The sequence below is a fragment of the Flavobacterium sp. CR10 genome (assembly GCF_055814415.1).
In genome coordinates, this window is the sequence record NZ_CP185985.1 from 1,591,537 (window position 1) to 1,612,333 (window position 20,797).

Below are 20,797 nucleotides of genomic sequence, written 5' to 3' on the forward strand. Positions count from 1 at the left end.
TTTAAATATATATAATTAACGGCTATAAAAAAAGCACAAAAAAACCGCCAGTCTTTCGAAAGGCGGTTTTTTGTTTTTTATTCTGTAATAACATTTCCTTTTTTATCATAGAAATGATATTCTAAGTACGTGTAAGCGTCACGAGGTATGATTTTCACCCATTTCTTATGTTCAAAAAACCATTTTGAACGTAATGATGGAAAACCTTTGCTGAGGTATGCAGCCACAAACGGATGTGTATTAAGCACAACATTTTTGTGGGTTTTTAAAAGTCTTTCTAAATCAGCGGTGATCTTATCAATGATTAAAATTGGAGCTTCAATTTCACCATTATGTTTGTTAGGATCTTCCTCTCTGGTTTTGATATTCACTTCTGGTCTTACTCGCTGTCTTGTAATTTGAACCAAACCAAATTTACTCGGCGGTAATATTTTATGTTTTGCTTTATCGTCGCTCATTTCTTCTCGCAAGAAGTCGAACAAAACTTTCCTGTTTTCTGGATTAGACATATCGATAAAATCAACTACGATTATTCCGCCCATATCACGCAGACGTAATTGTCTGGCAATTTCTGCAGCGGCAATCATATTTACTTCCATGGCTGTGTCTTCTTGGTTGGTCGCTTTATTAGAACGGTTTCCGCTGTTTACGTCAATAACGTGAAGAGCTTCAGTGTGTTCTATGATAAGATAAGCACCTTTGCTCATAGAAACAGTTCGGCCAAATGAAGTTTTGATTTGTCTCTCTATATTGTATTTCTCAAAAATCGGAGTGTCATTTGATTGATAAAACTTGACAATTGATTGTTTTGAAGGTGCAATTTCTTGCAGATATTCCTTCGTTTGATGGTACAACTCTTCATCATCTATTTGAATACCGCTGAAGGTATCATTAAATACATCTCTTAATATTGAAGAAGCTCTATTCAGCTCTCCTAATACTTTTGATGGATGATGAGCAGTTGGTAATTTTTTACACATTGCAGACCATCTGCCAAGCAGGTTCTGCAAATCTTTTTCTAATTCGGCTACGTTTTTGCCTTCGGCTACTGTACGAACAATAACACCAAATCCTTTAGGTTTGATCGATAGAACAAGTTTTTTTAGACGATCCTTTTCTTTTTTGTCTTCTATTTTTTGAGAAATAGAAACACGATCAGAAAAAGGAACTAGAACGATAAATCTTCCGGCAAGAGAAAGCTCAGCACTTATTCTTGGGCCTTTGGTTGATATAGGTTCTTTAACTACTTGAACTAAGACAGATTGATTGGCACTTAAAATATCAGTAATGATGCCATCTTTGTCAATCTCTTTCTCAAACTGAAAGGTTTTTAGGGAGAAATCTTTTAATTTACCTGCGCTTACAAGTTTTATGAATTTCAGCTGAGAAGCTAGATTTGGACCCAAATCGTGATAATGTAAAAAGGCATCTTTTTCGAAACCTACATTTACAAAAGCAGCGTTAAGTCCCGCAACTGGTTTTCTAATTTTGGCAATAAAAATATCACCAACCTGAAAGTTGCTTTTTTCTTCTTCTTTGTGTAATTCAATTAGTTTTCCATCTTTTAATAAGGCAAAATCTACTGCTTCAGAACTAGATCTAATGATTAATTCTTTATTCACACTGTAAATTTTTATCCAGACTTTTAGTTTCAGGTTTTAGGTTCCAAGTTTCAAGTTTTACAACTCATAACTCATAACTCATAACTCATAACTGAATTGTAAGGATGGATTAAACAATATTTTTAACAGGTATTAACCCGGTGGAGTTAGTTGTCAGTTTTCAGTCTCAGTAAGCAGTTTTAAGCTGCTAACTGTAATATGTGACTGAGACTATCAAACTCCAATTTCAATGAACGTTTAAAAAGAAAAAAGTAGTTTAAAACTACTTTTTCTTTTTGTGGCGGTTAGCTCTCGCTCTTTTCTTACGTTTGTGAGTCGCTACCTTATGTCTCTTTCTTTTTTTACCACTTGGCATATTGTGTCAGATTTATGTTAATTAATATTATTTTGCTTCGTTGTTAGTTTTAACTCCTTCTACAAAAACTTTTGCAGGTTTAAACGCAGGAATGTTGTGTGCTGGAATTTTAATAGTAGTGTTTTTAGAAATGTTTCTTCCAGTCTTTTCAGCTCTAGTTTTAACGATAAAACTACCGAAACCTCTTAAGTATACATTGTCTCCAGTTTCTAAAGAAGTCTTAACTTCTTCCATAAAAGTTTCTACTGTTGCTTGAACGTCTCCTTTTTCAAGACCTAGTTTCTCTGAAATCTTCGCTACGATATCTGCTTTCGTCATTTTCTTTCCTATTTTATTTTATAAATGGTGTACTATTTTTTTGAGTTTGCAAATATAGGAATTAAAAAAATAATTAATCAAGCTAATTCGTTAAATTTTAATTACATAAACATTTACTTTTGCAATCTAAGTATTTTGCAATGGATTTTCATAACATATTGATAAAATGGTATTTACAGAACAGACGTGATTTGCCGTGGCGAAAAACGGTCGATCCGTACCAAATTTGGCTCTCAGAAATTATGCTTCAGCAGACGAGAGTTGTGCAAGGAATGCCTTACTTTTTCTCATTTACCAAGGAATTTCCTACTGTAAAAGATTTAGCAGAGGCGCCAGAAGAGAAGGTTTTGAAACTTTGGCAAGGTTTAGGGTATTATTCGCGTGCTCGAAATCTTCATAAAACCGCTCAATATATAAGTAATGATTTAAATGGAGTTTTTCCTGATTCTTATAAAGAACTCTTAAAGCTTAAAGGGGTAGGTGAGTATACTGCAGCGGCAATAGCTTCTTTTTCTTATAATGAACCTGTTCCTGTTGTTGATGGAAACGTATTTAGAGTATTGTCTCGCTATTTTGATATTGAATCTGATATTGCGCTTCCAGCAACTAAAAAAGAGTTTGCAGCTTTGGCACAAGAATTAATGCCAAAGGATAATCCTGCGATCTTCAATCAAGCGATAATGGAGTTTGGCGCATTGCAGTGTGTGCCTAAAAGCCCTGACTGTTCTGTTTGTGTTTTTAACGAAAGCTGCGCTGCATTGCAAAAGGGAAAAGTAAATATGCTTCCTGTAAAATCTAAGAAGCTTAAAGTGACCAATCGATATTTTAATTATCTGATTTTGGAAGATGTTTTAGGAAATACATTAATTCAGAAAAGAACCCAAAAAGGAATCTGGCATAATTTATATGAATTTCCGTTGTTGGAAACAGAATCTATTGTTGGTTTTAACGAAGTTTCCAAAAAAGCAAAAGATGAAATTTTTCCAGAATATACTATTATAAATATAGAAGATTACAGTAAATCGACCATTGTACATAAGCTTTCGCACCAGCATCTGCATATACAATTCTGGAAAATCAAAGTGCAAGAGAAAATCGAAAACGGAATAGATTCCCAAAAATTAAAAACCTTTCCTTTTCCGATTGCGATATATAATTTTATAGAAAAGCAAGAAATAAATTGCTAAAAAAATGTATCTTTGGTAGAAATACCACCAAAAACTATGAACGGAACATTAAATAAAGTGATGCTTATTGGCCATTTAGGCGATGATGTAAAGATGCATTATTTTGATGGAGGAAACTGCATCGGACGTTTTCAGCTGGCTACAAATGAAGTGTATATCAATAAAACGACCAATGAAAAGATTACCTCTACAGAATGGCATAATTTGGTTGTGCGTAATAAAGCCGCAGAGATTTGCGAAAAATATCTTTCTAAGGGAGATAAAATTTATGTTGAAGGAAGAATAAAATCTCGTCAGTGGCAGACAGAAGATGGAACGACAAAATATACGACCGAAATTCAGGTTACAGAGTTTACTTTTCTGACGACCAAAAAAGAAACTGCTTATACAAAACAAAACCAGGATGTAGAGTCGGCAAAAAATACTAACTTTGATGCTGCTAATGAAGGGCTTCCAATTAATGATTTGCCTTTCTAAAGTGATGTTTAACTAATTTTATGCAATTTGGACCCAGAGCCCAGTTTACTTTTTTCTACCAATCTTGACGCCAATATAATTATTGGTTTCGTCGGAATATTTGTTTTGTTATTTCTTTCAGCAATCGTTTCTGGTGCTGAAGTTGCGCTTTTTTCTTTGTCACAGCAAGATATCGACAATTCTTTAAATGATAATCCTGCAAAAGGAAAAATTATTTCAAATTTATTAGATAAACCTAAAAAACTTCTCGCAACTTTATTGGTTGCAAATAACTTCTTCAATATTGGGGTTGTAATTCTATTTGCTTATATAGGACAAAATATTTTTGCCAATGTAGGTTCGCCAGCTTTTAAATTTACGCTAGAAGTAATTCTGGTTACTTTCCTGATTTTATTATTTGGCGAAGTGCTTCCTAAGGTTTATGCAAGCAGAAACAGCGTTCGATTTGCCAAACGTGTCGCTTATCCGCTGACATTTTTAGATAAAGTGCTTTCACCGATCAGTTTGCCAATGCGTGCTGTTACGATATATTTTCAAAACAAATTAGGCAAGCAAAAAAGTAATTTTTCTGTGAATCAACTTTCTCAGGCATTGGAACTTACCGATTCGGAAGGGACTTCAACAGAAGAACAGAAAATCCTTGAAGGAATTGTTTCTTTTGGAAATACCGATACAAAGCAGGTAATGAGTCCAAGAATTGATATTTTTGCATTGGAAATATCAGAAACATTCGCAGAAATTTATCCTAAAATAATTGAAACAGGATTTTCAAGAATTCCAGTTTATAGAGATAATATCGATCAGATTGAAGGCGTACTTTTCGTAAAAGACTTGCTGCCTCATATTGATAAAGAAGAATTTGATTGGACTTCTTTGATCAGAGAAGCGTTCTTTGTTCCAGAGAATAAAAAACTGGATAATCTGTTGAAGGATTTTCAAAGTTTAAAAAGCCATTTAGCCATTGTGGTTGACGAATATGGCGGAACTTCTGGATTGGTTTCGTTAGAAGATGTTATCGAGGAAATTGTAGGGGATATTAGTGATGAATTTGATGATGAAAATCTGAACTTCTCGCAAATTGATGAAAATAATTTTCTTTTTGAAGGAAAAATAAACTTGAAAGATTTCTACAGAATTGTAGATGTTGACGAAGATGTTTTTGAAGCCCACAAAGGCGAAGCCGAAACATTGGCTGGATTTATTCTGGAGATTTTGGGTAATTTTCCGAAAAAAGATCAAAAAGTGCCTTTTGAAAACTGTATTTTCACCGTAGAAACAGTAGATAAAAAGCGTGTAAAACAAATAAAAGTAACCATAAATAAAAATGCTTAACAAAATACTTTCAATAACAGCAATTTTGCTTGCGCTAACGGTTATAAGCTGTAAAAATGATGTTCTTCCGAAACCAGCTAGTTTCCTGCGATTAGATTATCCAGAAGCAAAATATGTGAATTTTGAAAACACCTGTCCGTTTACTTTTCAAATGAATGAAGATGCTATTATAAAAGGGGAAAAAGAATGCGGTTTCGCCATTACCTATCCAAAGATGAAAGCGACCATTTATTTGACGTACAAGCCAGTAAATGGCAATATTGACAAATTACTGCGAGATGCCCAAAAACTGACTTACGAGCACGTTATTAAAGCCGATGATATTTTAGAACAACCATATTTAAACCCACAGAAAAAGGTTTACGGAATGTTTTACCAAGTAGACGGAAACGCAGCTACAAACTCTCAGTTTTACGTTACCGACAGTACAAAACACTTTTTAATTGGTTCGATGTACTTTTACGCAAAACCAAACTTTGATTCGATTATGCCTGCCGCGAGTTATGTTAAAAACGATATGCAGCGTTTGATGGAGACGTTGAAATGGAAATAAAAAATAGAAAGGATTCAATTTTGAATCCTTTTTTCATTTCTAATATTATGGTCTCATTCCGTAGGAATGTTTCGTTGGTAGAAAAAAAACAACCAGATATTTTACGTTCCGTAGGAACGTTTGATGTGAAGAATTGTCAAAAAAATGTCAAAACTAGACGTTCCTGCGGAACGTAAAAAACTATGATGATATAATTTTCTACAAAGGAAATGTTCTTACGGAACAGTGTAGAGTAAAATAAAAATGGCTGTTTCTATTTTTGAAACAGCCATTTTTATTTCGTTGAAGTTCGAATTTAAGACTTAAAATTCGAAACCTTATATGTTTTACCATCTCCAGTTTCTTGAACCACTTTAGTTAAAGATTCTGGATTTTGGATTGTTTTGTCAAAACTTACCGTTGCTGTTTTCTTGTCAAAATCAACAGTTGCTTTTTCAACTCCGTCAAGGTTTGCTAATTCTTCTTCGATGGTTTTAGCGCATCCAACAGCACAAGTCATACCGTCAATTGTAAAGCTTGCTGTTTGAAGATTCTCAGCGGCGATTGGTTTGTGTTCTTTTGGAGCACTTTTTTCTTTATTTACGACTTCAAGACTTTTGTCTTCTGCTTTTTTACAGCCAACGAACACTAAACCAGTGATTGCTGCAGCGAATAAGATTTTTGAAATTTTCATTATATATTAAATTTTAGATTGCTAATTACTTGTTTGCAAAATTAATAAAAAGAGAGAGGTCAGTTCGTAAAATAATTACAAATTTGCAGTAAAATGCAATTTATGGAAACAAAACAGTTAAAGTGGATTTACTTAGCGATTCTTTCTCTTATTTGGGGAAGCTCTTTTATTCTGATAAAAAAAGGATTGGTTGGTTTAACCGCTGTTCAAGTAGGATCGTTCCGAATTATTTTTGCTGCTTTGTTTTTGCTGATTGTAGGGTTTAATAGTCTAAAAAAGATTTCACGCCGTCAATGGAAATTTGTTGCCATAACTTCGCTTTTCGGAACTTTCATGCCAGCGTATCTTTTTGCTATTGCAGAAACTCAGGTAAATAGTTCCATTGTGGCGATTTTGAATTCACTAACGCCTTTAAATACTCTGGTTTTAGGAATTATAGCATTTGGAATTCAATTTCAAAAACGACAAGTTTTGGGCGTTTTTGTTGGACTTCTAGGCTGTCTGCTTTTGGTTCTGAGCGGAGATTCTTCGAGTGGAACTCAAAATTATTTCTATGTTTTACTGGTGGTTATAGCAACGTTGAGTTACGCGATCAACGTCAATCTAATTAAAAAATATCTGCACGATTTAAATTCGGTAAGCATCACAACAGGAAATTTTGCGGTTTTGCTTTTGCCTGCATTAATCATTTTAAGCACAACCGATATTAGCCAGAAAATACATTTTGCAGAAACACAGCATTCTATACTTTTTGTAGCTATTTTAGGAATTTTGGGAACCGGAATTGCCAACATTCTTTTCTTTAAATTGATTCAAATGTCATCACCAGTTTTTGCAACATCAGTAACGTATTTAATTCCGATAGTTGCTTTTTTCTGGGGATTATTGGATAATGAATTCCTGACGCCAATTCAATCGGTAGGTGCTTTTATTATTTTGATCGGAGTTTATTTGTCGGCGAAAAAATAGTTTTTTTTGAGTTGTGAATTATAAGTGGATTGGCTTCGAATCCGCTCAGTCTAAGAAAACTTAATCAATAAAAAAAAAGCTTTGTCAAAGCTTCAAACTTTGACAAAGCTTTAAAGATTCTTATTTTAAACGCTCAGAGAAAACCTCTGTTCCTTTGAGCCTTTGTAACTTTGAACCTTCTATAGAAAATCTTTCTCAGAAACTCCTTCGTTAATCTTGATATCAGACATTTTGATATCCAATTCAAAACCAACATTCTGAACTAGGTTAAAAGGAACTTTAACGCCTTTTACTTCTTTATAATCGTTGAAATTAGTGATTTGTTCAACTGATTTACCAGCTTGTTCACGAACTTTAGATTCGGCAGTTTTTAATCCTGATTTAACGTCGTAATAATATTTTGTTTTGCCGTCTTTAATGACATAGGCATCGCTTCCATTGATTGGCTCGATTCCTTCCACTTTTAGATCGGTTCTTTTTACAAGTTGTAATTCTTCAAAAGGAGCGGCATTAGCTTTCATTTCTGCTAAATCTTCTCCTTCAAGGTTTTTTCTTTGACCTTGTTGTTCAACGTAAGCGCCTTTTTCATTAACCACCTGTTTCATTAAATTCATTGTTCCCATAGAAAGCGAAACGATCATTTTTCCTCTTGAATCTAATTTAGAGATAAAAGTCAATGGAGTAGGAGCTTGCGGAATCGTTGTGGAACCATTCATATATAATGTTTTTACAGATGTAACTGCTTTTTCTCCGCCAATAGCATTAATATAGTTTTCAAAAACTGTTTTTGCGCTAATATCTTTTGGTGCTTGTTTTTTTGTTGAAGGTTTTTCAACTGGATTTCCATATTTGTCGAAATAAGAAATTGGAATCTGTAATTTTTCTAAACCAGGAATAACATCAGTTCCTTTTCCGACAATAACAATTCGCATATTATCCAGTAAAAAGTATTTGTTGGCAACGCGATAAATATCGTCAGCAGTAACGTTATTGATGGTTTGAATGTATTTTTCGTAGAAATCAGCAGGAAGTTTTTCTGTTTCAATGTTTAAAGCATAACGTGCAACAGCCTGTGGTTTTTCAACCTGCATTACAAATCTTCCTATATAACCTGCTTTTACGTTTCTTAAAACTTCTGGATCAACTCTTTCGGTTCTAATTCTTTTAATTTCTTTTACAAACTGAACAACTGCACTGTCTGTAACAGTATTTCTAACGGCCGAAGACGCTTTGAATTTAGTCACATATTTTCCGCTTCCAATGCTTGAATTTGCGCCGTAAGTCCATGCGTGCTGCTCGCGAAGATTCATGTTTAAATAGCTGTTAAAATCGCCTCCTAAAATTTGATTAGCAATAACTGCTGGGAAAAAATCAGGATCGCTCATTCTTAAATTAATAGTATTCACCAATGAAATTTCAGATTGAACTGCATTTGGAACGTCAACAAAATCTATTTGCAAGTTTGAAACATTCGTCGGATTTGGATAAGTGTTTTTTGGCGCTGCTTGTTTTTTCCATCCGCTGAATAATTTTTCAACAGCTGTTTTTACCTCTTTAAATTTTACATCGCCAATAACGACCAAATAAGCGTTTTCTGGAACAAAATAAGTTTTGTAATTGTTTTGAACATCTGCAAGCGTAACATTTTTAACCGTTTCCTCAGAAAGGTATTCTCCTGCAGGATGATTTTTCCCAAAAGCCAAAACATCGACAACTCTGTTTGAAATGGCAGGAACGCTTTTTTCGTCAGCTTTTAAACCTTCTAAAAGTTTTGCTTTTTCTTTGTCAAATTCTGCCTGAGTAAAATTTGGCTGTAATGCTCCTTCTGCCAAAAGTTCTAAAACACGTCCTGAATATTTTGATAATGTACTTGCATAAGCACCTTGAGAAGTGAAATTGATGTTAGCTCCGTAAAAATCAATTTCTTCGTTAAAAGCTTCTTTGGTTGTTTTTTTGGTTCCGTTTCCGATTAAACTGCTAGTCAATTCGTCAACCCCTTTTTTGTTGCCTTCAGTAAATGGAGCATTGTCCAAAGTAAGTGTATAGCTCACTCTAGGCAATTTGTGGTTTTCAACAACCAAAACCTTCATGCCGTTTGATAAAACAAAGGTCTGCGGTTTTTTGATGTTGACTACTGGGGCATTTCCTGGTTTGGGTTGTGGACGATCTTGTGCTTGCATAATTCCAGTTAGGAAAATAAGGATTAAAAAAGGATATATTTTTTTCATGATTCGATATTCTTAGTTTTGAGATTTGGCTGTCGGAATATAATCTAAAATCAAACGCTGATTTGGGTTCAAATACTTCTTGGCAACTTCTCTGATTTCTTCTCTTGTAATCGAGTGATAGATGTCAATTTCGGTATTGATTAAATTAACGTCGCCATAAAGTAAATAATACGAAGCAAGATTTTCAGCAATTCCTTCCACGCTTGAATTGGCGTTTACATAATTGTTATCGAATTTGTTCTGTAATTTTTGATAATCTTTTTCAGAAATAAGATCGGTTTGGATTTTTACAATTTCCTCGTCCATTTCCTTTAAAATATCATTAATTGTATATGGAGCCATCGGCAGGCCATAAAGAATGTATGTTCCGTAATCTTCTTGGCTAAATCCAACCGCGCCAATCTGTAATGCCATTTTCTTGTCGTCAACTATTTTTTTGTAAAGTTTAGAGCTTTTTCCATCACTTAAATAAGAAGAAATTAAGTCTAATACTCTAGCGTCTCTAGTTTTCATTGAAGGCGTTCTGTATGAAGCCACAATCATCGGAATCTGAATGTTCGGATCTTCGTAAGTAGCCTTAATGGTTTGTGTAATTGGCTCTTCAGTAAAAGTTTGCTTTTTAACTTCTTCACCTCTTGGAATTGGTCCGAAATATTTCTGAATCCATTCTTTTGTTTTTGTTTTTTCGAAATCTCCGGCAACCACTAAAACGGCATTGTTTGGAGTGTAGAATTTTTTATTAAAAGCCTGAAATTCTTCCAGAGTTGCGGCATCCAAATCTTTCATTGAACCGATAGTCGTCCATCTATAAGGGTGATTTTTGAACATGTTTTTCTTAACCTCTGCCAGAATATTTCCATATGGCTGATTGTCGTAACGCATTCTTTTTTCTTCTTTTACTACTTCATTTTGTGTATCTACGCCGACCTTATTAATAATAGGATGCATTAGTCTCTCAGATTCCATCCATAAACCAAGCTCTAAGCTGTTAGAGGGAAAAACTTCATAATAATACGTTCTATCGTCAGAAGTGTTAGCATTGTTAACTCCACCATTTGCGGTAACGATTTTCATCCATTCTCCGCGTTTTATATTTTGAGTTCCTTCAAATAATAAATGCTCAAAAAAGTGTGCGAAACCTGTTCGATCAGGACGTTCGTCTTTTGATCCAACATGATACATTACCGACGTAATAACAACAGGAGCAGACGGATCATTGTGTAAAATGACATGCAATCCATTGTCTAAATCGTATTCTTCAAAAGCTACTTTTTGGGCATGAGCCACTCCGCCAAGCATTAATGCAGCACTTAACATCATTATTGATTTTTTCATAAAGATTAATAATTTTAAAATATCAACAATAGTAGGTAGACAAGAGTTGATTTTGGTTACACCAAAAATAGTTTTTTTTAATTATGTATTACAGATTTGTTTTCAAATAAATGCTATTTTAACAATCTTTTACTTTAAATTAATTTTGTTTTCTATGTGGAACTGCTTGAAAAACAAGGTTTTTTTAGTTGAAAATATTTTTGCTTTTATGGGTTGCATAGTAAATTATTAGTTGTATATTTGCAACCTTAAAATTCAATAAATCAATTTGATATGTATGCAATCGTAGAGATAGCAGGGCAACAATTTAAAGTAAGCAAAGACTTAAAGGTTTATGTTCACCGTTTAGCTAACGAAGAAGGTTCAAAAGTTTCTTTTGACAAAGTTCTTTTGTTAGATGACAATGGAAATGTAACTTTAGGCGCCCCAGCTATAGAAGGTGCTTCAGTAGAAGCTAAAGTGTTACAACACTTAAAAGGAGATAAAGTTATCGTTTTCAAAAAGAAAAGAAGAAAAGGATACAAAAAAAGAAATGGTCACAGACAATATCTTACTCAAATTGTAATTGAAGGTATTACTGCAGCAGGAGGAACAAAAAAAGCAGCAGCTAAAAAAGCAGTTGTAGCAGAAGATGCAGCAGCTACTGAAGAAGTAGAAGCAGCTCCAAAAGCAAAAAAAGCAGCTCCAAAAGCAAAAAAAGAGACTACTAAAGAATAATAACAATATTTAAACTCATACGTCATGGCTCACAAGAAAGGTGTCGGTAGTTCGAAGAATGGTAGAGAATCAGAATCAAAACGTTTAGGCGTTAAGATTTATGGTGGTCAAGCTGCTATTGCTGGAAACATCATCGTTAGACAAAGAGGTTCAAAACACAATCCAGGTGAAAACGTTTACATCAGTAAAGATCACACTTTACATGCTAAAGTTGATGGAGTTGTTAAGTTCCAAAAGAAAAGAGATAACAAATCTTATGTATCTATTATTCCATTCGAGGCATAATAATCATAGATTACTTTTATAGAAAACCCGTTCTGAAAAGATCGGGTTTTTTATTTTCAACACATTGCGTTAAGTAAAAAACTTACATTTGTAAAATTGGGGATAATTGGATATCTTCAAACTCTTTAAATGTTATAAGTTGAAAAAAATACTCTTATTTGCCCTTTTGTTCTGCATAAGCACTTATGGTAAAGTTGTATCAGATAGTGTTGCTATTCATTTGAGTGCTTTAAGCAATAAGCAGAAAAATGTTCTGTATGAATTTGAAGTTCTAAAAAAGAATGGTTTCAATACAGATCAGTTTTGGAATGCGCATAAAAATGAACTTCCTAGTTTATCTAATAATCTAAGGGATGAATTAGCAAAAGAGGTTTTCCTAAATTCAGATATTGTCTATACTCCGCAAAAAGATTCTGCTGTGCAATTGTGGATGCAGACGCAATTGCTAACCAATTGGATGTTTTATCTTTCGGCATTTATTGCTATTTGTGCTGTTATTGCTTTGTTTAAAAAATATTGGAGTCTACTAATTCGATTTTTGGTGAATCATTTGGCTCCTATAGTAAGGATTTTGTTTTCACCGGTTTTGCTGACTCTTGAATTGCTTTTAATTGGAGCAGCTTGTGTAATTTATGGCTGTATTGTTGAAGAATCTGTATTGCGAACCGTAATTATACATCTAGGCTTGTTTTTATTATGGAGCCAGTCTACGGCCTTATTTACAAAAGAATATTGGATTAAAAGATATGTTTACGAAATAGAAAATAACTTTTGGGGTAAAGATTCTTGGGAGACTATTAAAACGATATGTTTTCCAGCTTTTATAATTACAATTGCACTTTTATATGTACTGTATAAAGTTCCTGCTGATGTTTTTTATAATTACGAAGTAGTTTTATCGGGAATTGCTACGGTTTATGCCTTGCCTTTCTGGCGTTCCTTAGAAAAATATATTTATCCTGTTTTATTTCCTTTTTATAAAGAAGATGATAGAGATAGAAGTATTAATTCTCTAGCGGCCTGTACTGTTGTTGCGGTTGTTGTCACGATAGTATTGGCGCTGCAAGAAAATCTTATTTTTTATAATATTATCTCTGCTCTAATAAGTTTATTGATTTTGTCATTTTTAGTTTTATCGTTAAAAATGAATCATAAGTACAGTTTAAGAAACTATTATTTTATACAATTTATTACGCTCTTTTTTCTCGGCGCCATTTTTATATATGGTTTTAATCTTCATTTAAATGAAGTAATTTGGTTTGCGATTATAGGATCAACCCTGTTTTTAATAATAAAGTACATGGAAGCTTTTTCTTTTTTCTCAAATTGGAAAAGAGGAAGAGGCTGGGCTTGGAAATTGCTTGGTTTAGCTTTGTTGTTATGGTTGATGGGAAAGGGGATTTTGTATTTTTCTAAGGTACTATTTGAAACTTAATTAAAGTTTTCTTTTTAAATGCTTTTTGATATATTTTTCTAATTGTTTTCCTTCGAAAGTCTCGTGATTGATTTCGAAGTATACCTCGTTTTCGATATTTTGTTTTAAATATATTGTTGTTTTTGAAGTGTTTTCTATAATTTCAATTTCAATCCATAGTAATGCTCTAGTATTCTCAATATATTTTGCATTTGATGAATTTGTAATTTTGCAAAACTCAAGAATTTCGTTCTTATTTAATGTAAAGTTGTATTCTTTATAAAAATCATAGTTCTTTTTATTCCATTTCCAATTTCCTGCTTCGCTCTTTATTTTGATTATTTTATCTGCAGTTAGAGTTGTTTTTTTGGATGAATCAAAAGATTGTTCATTGTAATAAAACATATTAAAAATAGTCCATAAGAACCCTAAATTTGCAATTATTACGAAAAAGATTATTACTCGTTTAATACTCATTTTTGATTTAGCTCCTTTGAACTTGGAATTTGGAATTTCCAAAAATTAAATTTTATTCCTCGCTATCTTTAGTTTCTTCCAAATCTTCGGTTTTCTTGCCCACTTTTACTTTTGGATTGTCCTGAGTTCCGGTAACAGTTAATGGAATTCCGAAAATACCAAAAGGAGGTAATCCTAAACGCATTTTTAAGTTCAGTTTTCCGTCTAGGCTTGTTGTGCCTTCGATTCTTGGTCTAAAGCCAGCAAACTTAAATTTAAAGCGATCTACAGTTATAATATTGTTTTTAACCGTTGTTTTGATATCTACTTTTGAAAGATCTGGATTTTTCATAGACTCAGAATTGGTTTGTTTGCTTACAGCATTGAACATTTTCAATCCTCTCACTTTTACATCTTTTACAGAAAGAGTTCCGCCACCAACAAGAGAAGGATAAACAGGATCCATGTTTGCATTTAAGCGTCCTTTAAGCTGATAATCTAACGAAACAATTCCTTGTGCTTTCTCTGCGGCGCTTGCCATTTTTCTGAAAACTTCAATCTCGTTATACGCTCTTTTTATATCAAAATCGGTGGCTTTGATGGCGTAATCAAAATTAGCTTTTTTGGTTGTAACTGCTTGATAATTGGCGTTCATGCTAACCTTGCATCCAATTAGGTCAAAGCCTGTATTCTGCATGGTCAATTTGCCTTTATTCATGCTTAAGTTTCCAACAGCGTTTTGAAGGTTTAATTTGTCAAAATTTACTTTTTGTGCATTAGCCGTAAAGTTTAAATTCAGATTTGTAGGAATAATAATTACACCGGTTTGTGTGTTTTCTGTTTTTGTCTCTGTTTTTGGCTTAGTGGTTTCTGTTACAGAAGTTCCTGGAGCAGTTTCCGACATAAATTCGTCAACATTGATGTATCGCGAAGTAACTTTAAAAGAACCTCTTAAAACGCCTGTATTTGTGGTAGCATAATTAATTACATTCTGTAAATATCCATTCATTTTAAAATCTGATTGCCCGTAAGCAGCTAGGAAATTATTGAAAGACATTTTATCCTGATTGATTTTAAAAATTCCTTCTTTGATAATGAATTTCTTTGGAAGATATTCAGATGCAATTCCGATGTTTCTTAATTCAAGAGTTCCCTTATTATTCAATTTGCTATAATTTCCTTTTTCGGCATCGCTTTGCTTTCCTTTTAAAGATACATCAGCTTTTATAAAACCATCAAGATCAAGACCTTTTTGCGAGAAAACTTTATAAATTCGGCTAATGTCCAATTCTCCTTTTGCTTTTACATCATAACTCAAGTCGTCAAAATTGCTTAAATCAGCCTGTACAAAAACAGGTTTTCCTTCAAAAGTAAATTGAGTTGGCGTTAAGTTTACTTTCAGATCGGCAAATGTCCCTTTTTGGTTTTCTATTTTCGATTTAATCGTAATATCGGTAATCGGATTTGGATAGTATGGCGTTTTTAAATATCCGTTATCCAAATTAAGAACTCCGTTTGTAACGGGAAAACGCTTGTTTTTTTGGTCAAATACCCCATTTGCTTTTACATCGCCAGCTAGAGTTCCTTTTAATTCAATATCTGGAATTCCAAGTGCCTTAAGTAGTTTTTCAAGATCAATTTTAGCTTTAAAATCAGCGTTAATATCTGGAGTATTTACGCCTTTAACCAAAAATTTCGATTTTAAATAATCCTGATTAATGTTTAGCGATAAGTTTTTGGCATCAACAATTACCAAATCTGGATTTAGAGATGGAACAGTTGTTTTAACGTCTAAATTTAAGTTTGAAACGGGAAATGCACTTTTGTTATAATTGACAAAACCATCGCTTACTTTTATATCCAAATCTAAATCTGGAGCAATATTTTCAGAAGTAATGTACTTTCCTTTTAAAGTCAAAAGCAGATTTGTATTTCCTTTTAATTCTGTTTTAGAAAGCCAAGTAATATATTTTGGAGGTAACGCTGTAAAGACATCATAAAGTTTACTGTTATTGGATTTAATAACGAAATCCATATTGTAGCCATCCTTTAAAATGTCGAATTTTCCTTTAAAATCGACCAAAAGCTGATTGATTTTAAGGTTGTTCTGTTGGAAAAAGAAAGAAAGCGAGTTGATGTTTACTTTTGTAATTAAGTCAGCATCGATCTTTTTGTTCATTAAATAGGGTTCGTCTTCGTAGACGATATTTAATTTTTCGATGTTGGCTTTAGAATATAAATCAAAAACAGCTTTGTTTAAATCGCCTTTTCCTAAATAGTTAAACCCGTATGCATCAAAATGGACTTTAGTTGATTTATCATCGTAAACAATTTTACTGTTTAAAATCTCGATTCGCTCCAATTTTAGCGCTGTATCACTACTATCTTTAGCTTTAGAAGCTTGTTCTTGGGATTTATAAATGTTGTAATTTGCTTCTCCATTTGGATTTACTTTTACGTTTATAAAAGAATCTGATAAATAAATCTGATCAATTTTTACTGATTTGCTGAAAATCAGACTCGCCACATTTATCCCGAAAGAAACCTCTTTTGCGGTGATGAATTTTTCGTTTGTATACGGAGCCGAACCATTCAGACTTAAATTGTCTAAAGTCAAGGTCAGTGAAGGGAAATGATGGAAAAATGACACCGAAACATCAGAATAATTCAATTCTGCGCTTAATCTTTCGTTGGCAGTTTTCTTGATTTGCTCTTTAATCTGGTCTTCAAAGACGATAGGCGTTAAGAATAATAATCCTATAATAACCGCAAAAGTTATTCCTGTATACTTCGCAATTTTAAAAACGATTGATCTGGATTTACTTTTCTCCATAGCAAAATGTGATTTTTAAGTGTAAAAGATAGAGTTGAAAAAGAGCGTAATTTATCCGTGAACGGTTTCTTTTTTACCATAATTGGTAATGATAGAACCTTCATATTCAATCCATTCTTTCCAGCGTTTATCAATATCTATATTGTCTTGATATTTTCTGGCAAATCCTAAAAAAGTAGTGTAATGTCCCGCTTCAGAAATCATTAAATCGCGGTAGAATTTAGCTAATTCTTCGTCTTTTATATTTTCTGAAAGCACTTTAAAACGTTCGCAACTTCTAGCTTCAATCATTGCAGAAAATAATAGTCTGTCGCAAAGCGCATCTCTTCTGCTTCCATCTTTTTTCATAAACTTAAAAAGTTCATTTACATAATGGTCTTTTCGCTCGCGTCCTAATGTAAGTCCGCGTTCCTTTATAATGTTATGAACCATTTGAAAATGCTCTAGTTCTTCTCTGGCAATTTCGAGCATTTCGGTTACCAATTCTTCAATTTCAGAGTTGTAAGTGACTATACTAATTGCGTTTGAAGCCGCTTTTTGTTCGCACCAAGCGTGATCCGTTAAAATTTCTTCGATATTTGACTCAACGATATTTACCCAGCGAGGGTCTGTAGCTAATTTTAATCCCAACATAATTTCCCAGCATTTAATTCCTGCAAAATTAGTGATTTTTATTACTAAAAGTCAGGAAATGTTGTGCGATTGCGCTGAAAAAAGCATTATTTTGTAAGTTGAAACCAATTACAATGAATCAGCTAAAAAAACTTTTAATTATTGGGTTTGTCTGGCCCGAGCCAAAGTCTTCTGCAGCAGGAGGAAGAATGATGCAGTTGATTTCTATTTTCAAGGCAAATGGATTTGAAATTACATTTGCAAGCGCGGCTCAGGACAGCGATTTTATGGTTGATTTGTCTGAATTTGGAGTAATAAAAAAAAGCATCGAACTTAATTCTTCAAGTTTTGATGATTTTGTAGCCGAATTAAATCCAGATGTTGTTTTGTTTGATCGATTTATGGTCGAAGAACAGTTTGGTTGGCGAGTTGTTGAAAAATGCCCAAATGCGATCCGAATTTTAGATACTGAAGATTTGCATTGTTTAAGAACCGCAAGGCAAAAAGCATTTAAAGAAAACCGAATTTTCGAATTAGAAGATTTATTGTCTGAAGAAGTGGCAAAAAGAGAAATTGCTAGTGTTTTACGTTGCGATTTGTCTTTAATTATTTCTGAATTTGAAATGAATATTCTAAAAGAGGTTTTTAAGATTAATGAAGACTTACTATTTTATCTTCCTTTTTTGGTTGATGAAATGAAAGAGGAAGACTTGCTACAATTGCCTTCTTTTGAAAACCGAAATGATTTTGTTTTTATTGGAAATTTTCTTCATGAACCAAATTGGAATACCGTTCAATATTTAAAAGAAGCCATTTGGCCTTCTATAAAAAAAGATTTTCCAGAAGCAGTTTTGAAGGTTTATGGAGCTTATCCTTCGCAGAAAGTATTGCAGTTGCATCAACCTAAAAATGGTTTTTACATTATGGGAAGGGCAGAAGATGCCAATGAAATAGTAAAAAATGCAAAAGTGGTTTTAGCGCCAATTCGTTTTGGAGCAGGTCTGAAAGGAAAATTATTAGAAGCTATGCAATGCGGAACGCCAAGCGCAACAACATCTGTTGGTTCTGAAGCCATGCATGTCAATTTGCCTTGGAATGGTTTTATTGAAGATGATGCAGTAGAGTTTGCTAAAAAAGCAATTGAACTTTATCAAGATGAAAACCTTTGGAAACAATCTCAAAAAAACGGAATCGAAATAATCAATAAATGTTATCAGAAAAGAAATTATTCAAATGAATTAATCTCACTGGTAATCTCACTTTTGGTTGATTCAAAAAGCCATCGTCTTCATAATTTTATGGGAAATTTGTTGCAGCATCATGCGTTCAAAAGCACAATGTACATGTCAAAGTGGATTGAAGCGAAGAATAAATAGTCTAAGTTTTCAGGTCTGTGATTACTGATAAACTGCGACTCTAAACTTTAAGTGTCCATTTTGCCAAATCCTACAGTTTCACGATAAATTTGAGGGGAAACATCAGCATTCGTTTTAAAGAAACGGCTAAAATAATGTTCGTCGTCATAACCTAATTCGTAGGCGATCTCTTTTACGGTTTTGTTGGTTAGGTACAATTCTCTTTTAGCTTCAATAATAATTCTTTCCGAAATCAAATCGGTTAAAGTTTTATTGAAATAATTCTTAGATATTTTGGCTAATGCTTTTGGAGAAATATTCAATAATTCAGCATAATTTCCAGCTGAATGTTTGGTTTTAAAATTCAGTTCAATTGCATCTTTCAAGCTTTGAAGAATGACAGGTTCTTTAGAATCTGGAACCGATTTCATTTCTTCCAATTGTTCTGTTTTTAATCTCGAAGCGGTGATTAAAAAGATTTTTAAATACGAAATCAATAATTCGTATTGAGCTAATTCTGCATTCTGAATTTCAGCTTTCATTTGTTCAATTACCATTTTAAAAGTTTGTTCCGCTTGTTCTGTAACGTGAACATAAGGTGGCTGATAAATATTATTGAATAAAACGCCATTGCACGAAACCTCTTTTTGATGCATATGAATGCAATAAAAATCAGGATGAAAATGAATCGCGATTCCTTCAATTGGCTCATTTACACAAAGCATAAAAGGCTGATACGGAGAAAAGGCGAGAAGTGAGTTTTCTTCAAATTGATGTTCAGCAAAATCGGCTTTTACTTTGCCTTTTCCTTTAGTAACCCAAATTAAAGAGTAATAGTTATTACGCTGTAAATGATCAAAGTGGCTGTTATCATCAAAAGGAAGAATCTTGAAGGCTAAATTGCCATTCTGCGGATTGATTAAAGTAAAAACATTTTGAGAACTCATGATTTCTTTTGTTTTTGAAAGTATAAAGATAGCCATGAAATAAATTCACAGCTATCATTATAAATTGTTTTTTGTTATAGTGATTGTGCAAATCTTGATTAAACTGTTGGAAAATCAATTTCAGTATTTGCTACATTATTAAAGTAGTTTGTCAATACATTCAAAGCAACATGTGCGATAGTCTCTGCAATTTCAGCATCAGAAACTCCAGCGTTTTTAGCTTTATTTACATCTTCATCGTTTACTAAACCGCCTTTACTGATTAATGTTTTAGCCAATTGTAAAATCGCTTCTGTTTTTGCGTCGTCAGAATTTCCAGATCTTGCTGCTTTTAAAACTGCTGGATCTACTTTTACTAATTTTTCTCCAATAAAAGTGTGAGCTGCTAAACAGTAGTCACAAGAGTTGCTTTCTGAAACTGCTAAAGCGATTAATTCACCAGTTTTTGCGCTTAATTTTCCGTGGCTCAAAGCGCCACTTAAGTTTAAATATCCTTCCAGAACCGCTGGAGAATTCCCCATTGTTCTCATCATGTTTGGTACAACGCCTAATTTTGCTTGAACTGCGTTGAATAAATCTTTAGTTTTTCCTGTTACTTCTTCTGGGTTTAATGCTGTTAATCGTGCCATTTTATTTAATTTTTTAAAGTTGTTATTTGTTGTTGTCTTTTGACATTACAAAGTTGCAACGATTGCAGATTTTAGAACATGGAGAATGTACGCTATGTGATGGATAATTTTCCCTAGCTTTTTTTTCAGGAGCTAATCCAGCTTTTCGTTTCAAGTCCTCACTCAAAACCCTGATTTTTCTAAGCCATAAAACGAGCTTCCGTTGGTCGCTGTTTTCTGGCAAGAAAAATCAGGGTTTTGAGTTCCGGGCTTTCCGCTTCAATCTGGGCTAGGGCACTCGGTTTCAAAAGAGTGTTTTCGTATAGTTTGTCATTTCGAGGAACGAGAAATCGCACTAGAAATTCTGCAAACAATTCACGCAATCTTGACGAAGGAGAAATCTTCGCGAGTAACTCCGCAATGAGAATCCAATCTTTGTTGAGCTTCTTGTGAAGATTTCTCCTTCGTCGAAATGACAAATAAGGCGTAAAAAAAAAGAGTCTGTTCTTTAAGAACAGACT

At 33.4% G+C, this 20,797-nt stretch carries 19 protein-coding genes; 9 read left to right on the plus strand and 10 right to left on the minus strand.

Annotated features, from left to right (window positions below; genetic code table 11):
* Nucleotides 1–77: 77 nt before the first annotated feature.
* Entirely contained in the window at nucleotides 78–1,622 is a 1,545-nt protein-coding gene (locus ACNRYB_RS07205; protein ID WP_129746198.1) for an Rne/Rng family ribonuclease, read from the minus strand.
* A 382-nt stretch (nucleotides 1,623–2,004) separates the two neighbouring features.
* On the minus strand, nucleotides 2,005–2,295 hold the full coding sequence (locus ACNRYB_RS07210; RefSeq protein ID WP_007805026.1) for an HU family DNA-binding protein: 291 nt from the start codon (nucleotides 2,293–2,295) through the stop codon (nucleotides 2,005–2,007).
* 140 nt (nucleotides 2,296–2,435) lie between these two features.
* Here ACNRYB_RS07210 and mutY point away from each other — a divergent pair, with 140 nt between their 5' ends.
* The 4 genes from mutY to gldD are packed head-to-tail and all read left to right on the plus strand — an operon-like array spanning nucleotide 2,436 to nucleotide 5,844.
* Nucleotides 2,436–3,482 carry an A/G-specific adenine glycosylase gene (mutY, locus tag ACNRYB_RS07215; protein ID WP_473729651.1) on the plus strand — a complete coding sequence of 349 codons (1,047 nt, stop codon included), beginning with the start codon at nucleotides 2,436–2,438 and terminating at the stop codon, nucleotides 3,480–3,482.
* 36 nt (nucleotides 3,483–3,518) lie between these two features.
* Nucleotides 3,519–3,959 (plus strand): single-stranded DNA-binding protein, encoded by a 441-nt coding sequence (locus ACNRYB_RS07220; RefSeq protein WP_008466647.1) that lies wholly within the window; start codon nucleotides 3,519–3,521, stop codon nucleotides 3,957–3,959.
* A 27-nt stretch (nucleotides 3,960–3,986) separates the two neighbouring features.
* Nucleotides 3,987–5,291 carry a gliding motility-associated protein GldE gene (locus ACNRYB_RS07225; RefSeq protein WP_473729652.1) on the plus strand — a complete coding sequence of 435 codons (1,305 nt, stop codon included), beginning with the start codon at nucleotides 3,987–3,989 and terminating at the stop codon, nucleotides 5,289–5,291.
* Nucleotides 5,284–5,844: a gliding motility lipoprotein GldD gene (gldD, locus tag ACNRYB_RS07230; RefSeq protein ID WP_066032864.1), complete on the plus strand. Its 561-nt coding sequence runs from the start codon at nucleotides 5,284–5,286 to the stop codon at nucleotides 5,842–5,844. The genes ACNRYB_RS07225 and gldD overlap by 8 nt, the downstream gene beginning before the upstream one ends.
* Nucleotides 5,845–6,139: 295 nt before the next feature.
* Here gldD and ACNRYB_RS07235 read toward each other — a convergent pair whose 3' ends face one another.
* Entirely contained in the window at nucleotides 6,140–6,517 is a 378-nt protein-coding gene (locus ACNRYB_RS07235; protein ID WP_066032860.1) for a heavy-metal-associated domain-containing protein, read from the minus strand.
* 102 nt (nucleotides 6,518–6,619) lie between these two features.
* Here ACNRYB_RS07235 and ACNRYB_RS07240 point away from each other — a divergent pair, with 102 nt between their 5' ends.
* Nucleotides 6,620–7,486: a DMT family transporter gene (locus ACNRYB_RS07240; protein ID WP_473729653.1), complete on the plus strand. Its 867-nt coding sequence runs from the start codon at nucleotides 6,620–6,622 to the stop codon at nucleotides 7,484–7,486.
* Between the two features lie 179 nt (nucleotides 7,487–7,665).
* Here the strand turns inward: ACNRYB_RS07240 and ACNRYB_RS07245 are convergent, their stop codons facing one another.
* Both ACNRYB_RS07245 and ACNRYB_RS07250 read right to left on the minus strand, forming a co-directional pair.
* Nucleotides 7,666–9,714, minus strand: a complete 2,049-nt coding sequence (locus ACNRYB_RS07245; RefSeq protein ID WP_207214057.1) for a M16 family metallopeptidase — start codon at nucleotides 9,712–9,714, stop codon at nucleotides 7,666–7,668.
* A 12-nt stretch (nucleotides 9,715–9,726) separates the two neighbouring features.
* On the minus strand, nucleotides 9,727–11,049 hold the full coding sequence (locus ACNRYB_RS07250) for a M16 family metallopeptidase (RefSeq protein WP_129746203.1): 1,323 nt from the start codon (nucleotides 11,047–11,049) through the stop codon (nucleotides 9,727–9,729).
* Nucleotides 11,050–11,322: 273 nt separating this feature from the next.
* Here ACNRYB_RS07250 and rplU point away from each other — a divergent pair, with 273 nt between their 5' ends.
* The 3 genes from rplU to ACNRYB_RS07265 all read left to right on the plus strand — a co-directional run bounded on the left by rplU (nucleotide 11,323) and on the right by ACNRYB_RS07265 (nucleotide 13,486).
* Nucleotides 11,323–11,766 (plus strand): 50S ribosomal protein L21, encoded by a 444-nt coding sequence (gene rplU, locus ACNRYB_RS07255; protein ID WP_008466656.1) that lies wholly within the window; start codon nucleotides 11,323–11,325, stop codon nucleotides 11,764–11,766.
* A 24-nt stretch (nucleotides 11,767–11,790) separates the two neighbouring features.
* The gene (gene rpmA / locus ACNRYB_RS07260) at nucleotides 11,791–12,051 is read left to right on the plus strand and encodes a 50S ribosomal protein L27 (protein WP_008466657.1); all 261 of its coding nucleotides are present in this window, start codon (nucleotides 11,791–11,793) and stop codon (nucleotides 12,049–12,051) included.
* A gap of 139 nt (nucleotides 12,052–12,190) precedes the next feature.
* Nucleotides 12,191–13,486, plus strand: a complete 1,296-nt coding sequence (locus ACNRYB_RS07265; RefSeq protein WP_473729654.1) for a hypothetical protein — start codon at nucleotides 12,191–12,193, stop codon at nucleotides 13,484–13,486.
* Here the strand turns inward: ACNRYB_RS07265 and ACNRYB_RS07270 are convergent, their stop codons facing one another.
* Genes ACNRYB_RS07270 through ACNRYB_RS07280 form a run of 3 tightly spaced genes read right to left on the minus strand, consistent with a single transcriptional unit; the run spans nucleotide 13,487 to nucleotide 17,387 of the window.
* A complete protein-coding gene (locus ACNRYB_RS07270; RefSeq protein WP_473729655.1) occupies nucleotides 13,487–13,942 on the minus strand; it encodes a hypothetical protein in 456 nt (151 codons plus the stop codon). It lies immediately after the preceding gene.
* A gap of 52 nt (nucleotides 13,943–13,994) precedes the next feature.
* Nucleotides 13,995–16,754, minus strand: a complete 2,760-nt coding sequence (locus ACNRYB_RS07275; protein WP_473729656.1) for a hypothetical protein — start codon at nucleotides 16,752–16,754, stop codon at nucleotides 13,995–13,997.
* 51 nt (nucleotides 16,755–16,805) lie between these two features.
* Nucleotides 16,806–17,387 carry a MiaE family protein gene (locus ACNRYB_RS07280; RefSeq protein WP_473729657.1) on the minus strand — a complete coding sequence of 194 codons (582 nt, stop codon included), beginning with the start codon at nucleotides 17,385–17,387 and terminating at the stop codon, nucleotides 16,806–16,808.
* Nucleotides 17,388–17,500: 113 nt separating this feature from the next.
* On the opposite strand from ACNRYB_RS07280, the gene ACNRYB_RS07285 reads away from it, so the two are divergent.
* Nucleotides 17,501–18,742: a glycosyltransferase family 4 protein gene (locus tag ACNRYB_RS07285; protein WP_473729658.1), complete on the plus strand. Its 1,242-nt coding sequence runs from the start codon at nucleotides 17,501–17,503 to the stop codon at nucleotides 18,740–18,742.
* Nucleotides 18,743–18,789: 47 nt separating this feature from the next.
* Here ACNRYB_RS07285 and ACNRYB_RS07290 read toward each other — a convergent pair whose 3' ends face one another.
* A complete protein-coding gene (locus tag ACNRYB_RS07290) occupies nucleotides 18,790–19,668 on the minus strand; it encodes a helix-turn-helix domain-containing protein (protein ID WP_473729659.1) in 879 nt (292 codons plus the stop codon).
* 98 nt (nucleotides 19,669–19,766) lie between these two features.
* Nucleotides 19,767–20,297 (minus strand): carboxymuconolactone decarboxylase family protein, encoded by a 531-nt coding sequence (locus ACNRYB_RS07295; RefSeq protein ID WP_473729660.1) that lies wholly within the window; start codon nucleotides 20,295–20,297, stop codon nucleotides 19,767–19,769.
* Nucleotides 20,298–20,797 lie beyond the last annotated feature (500 nt).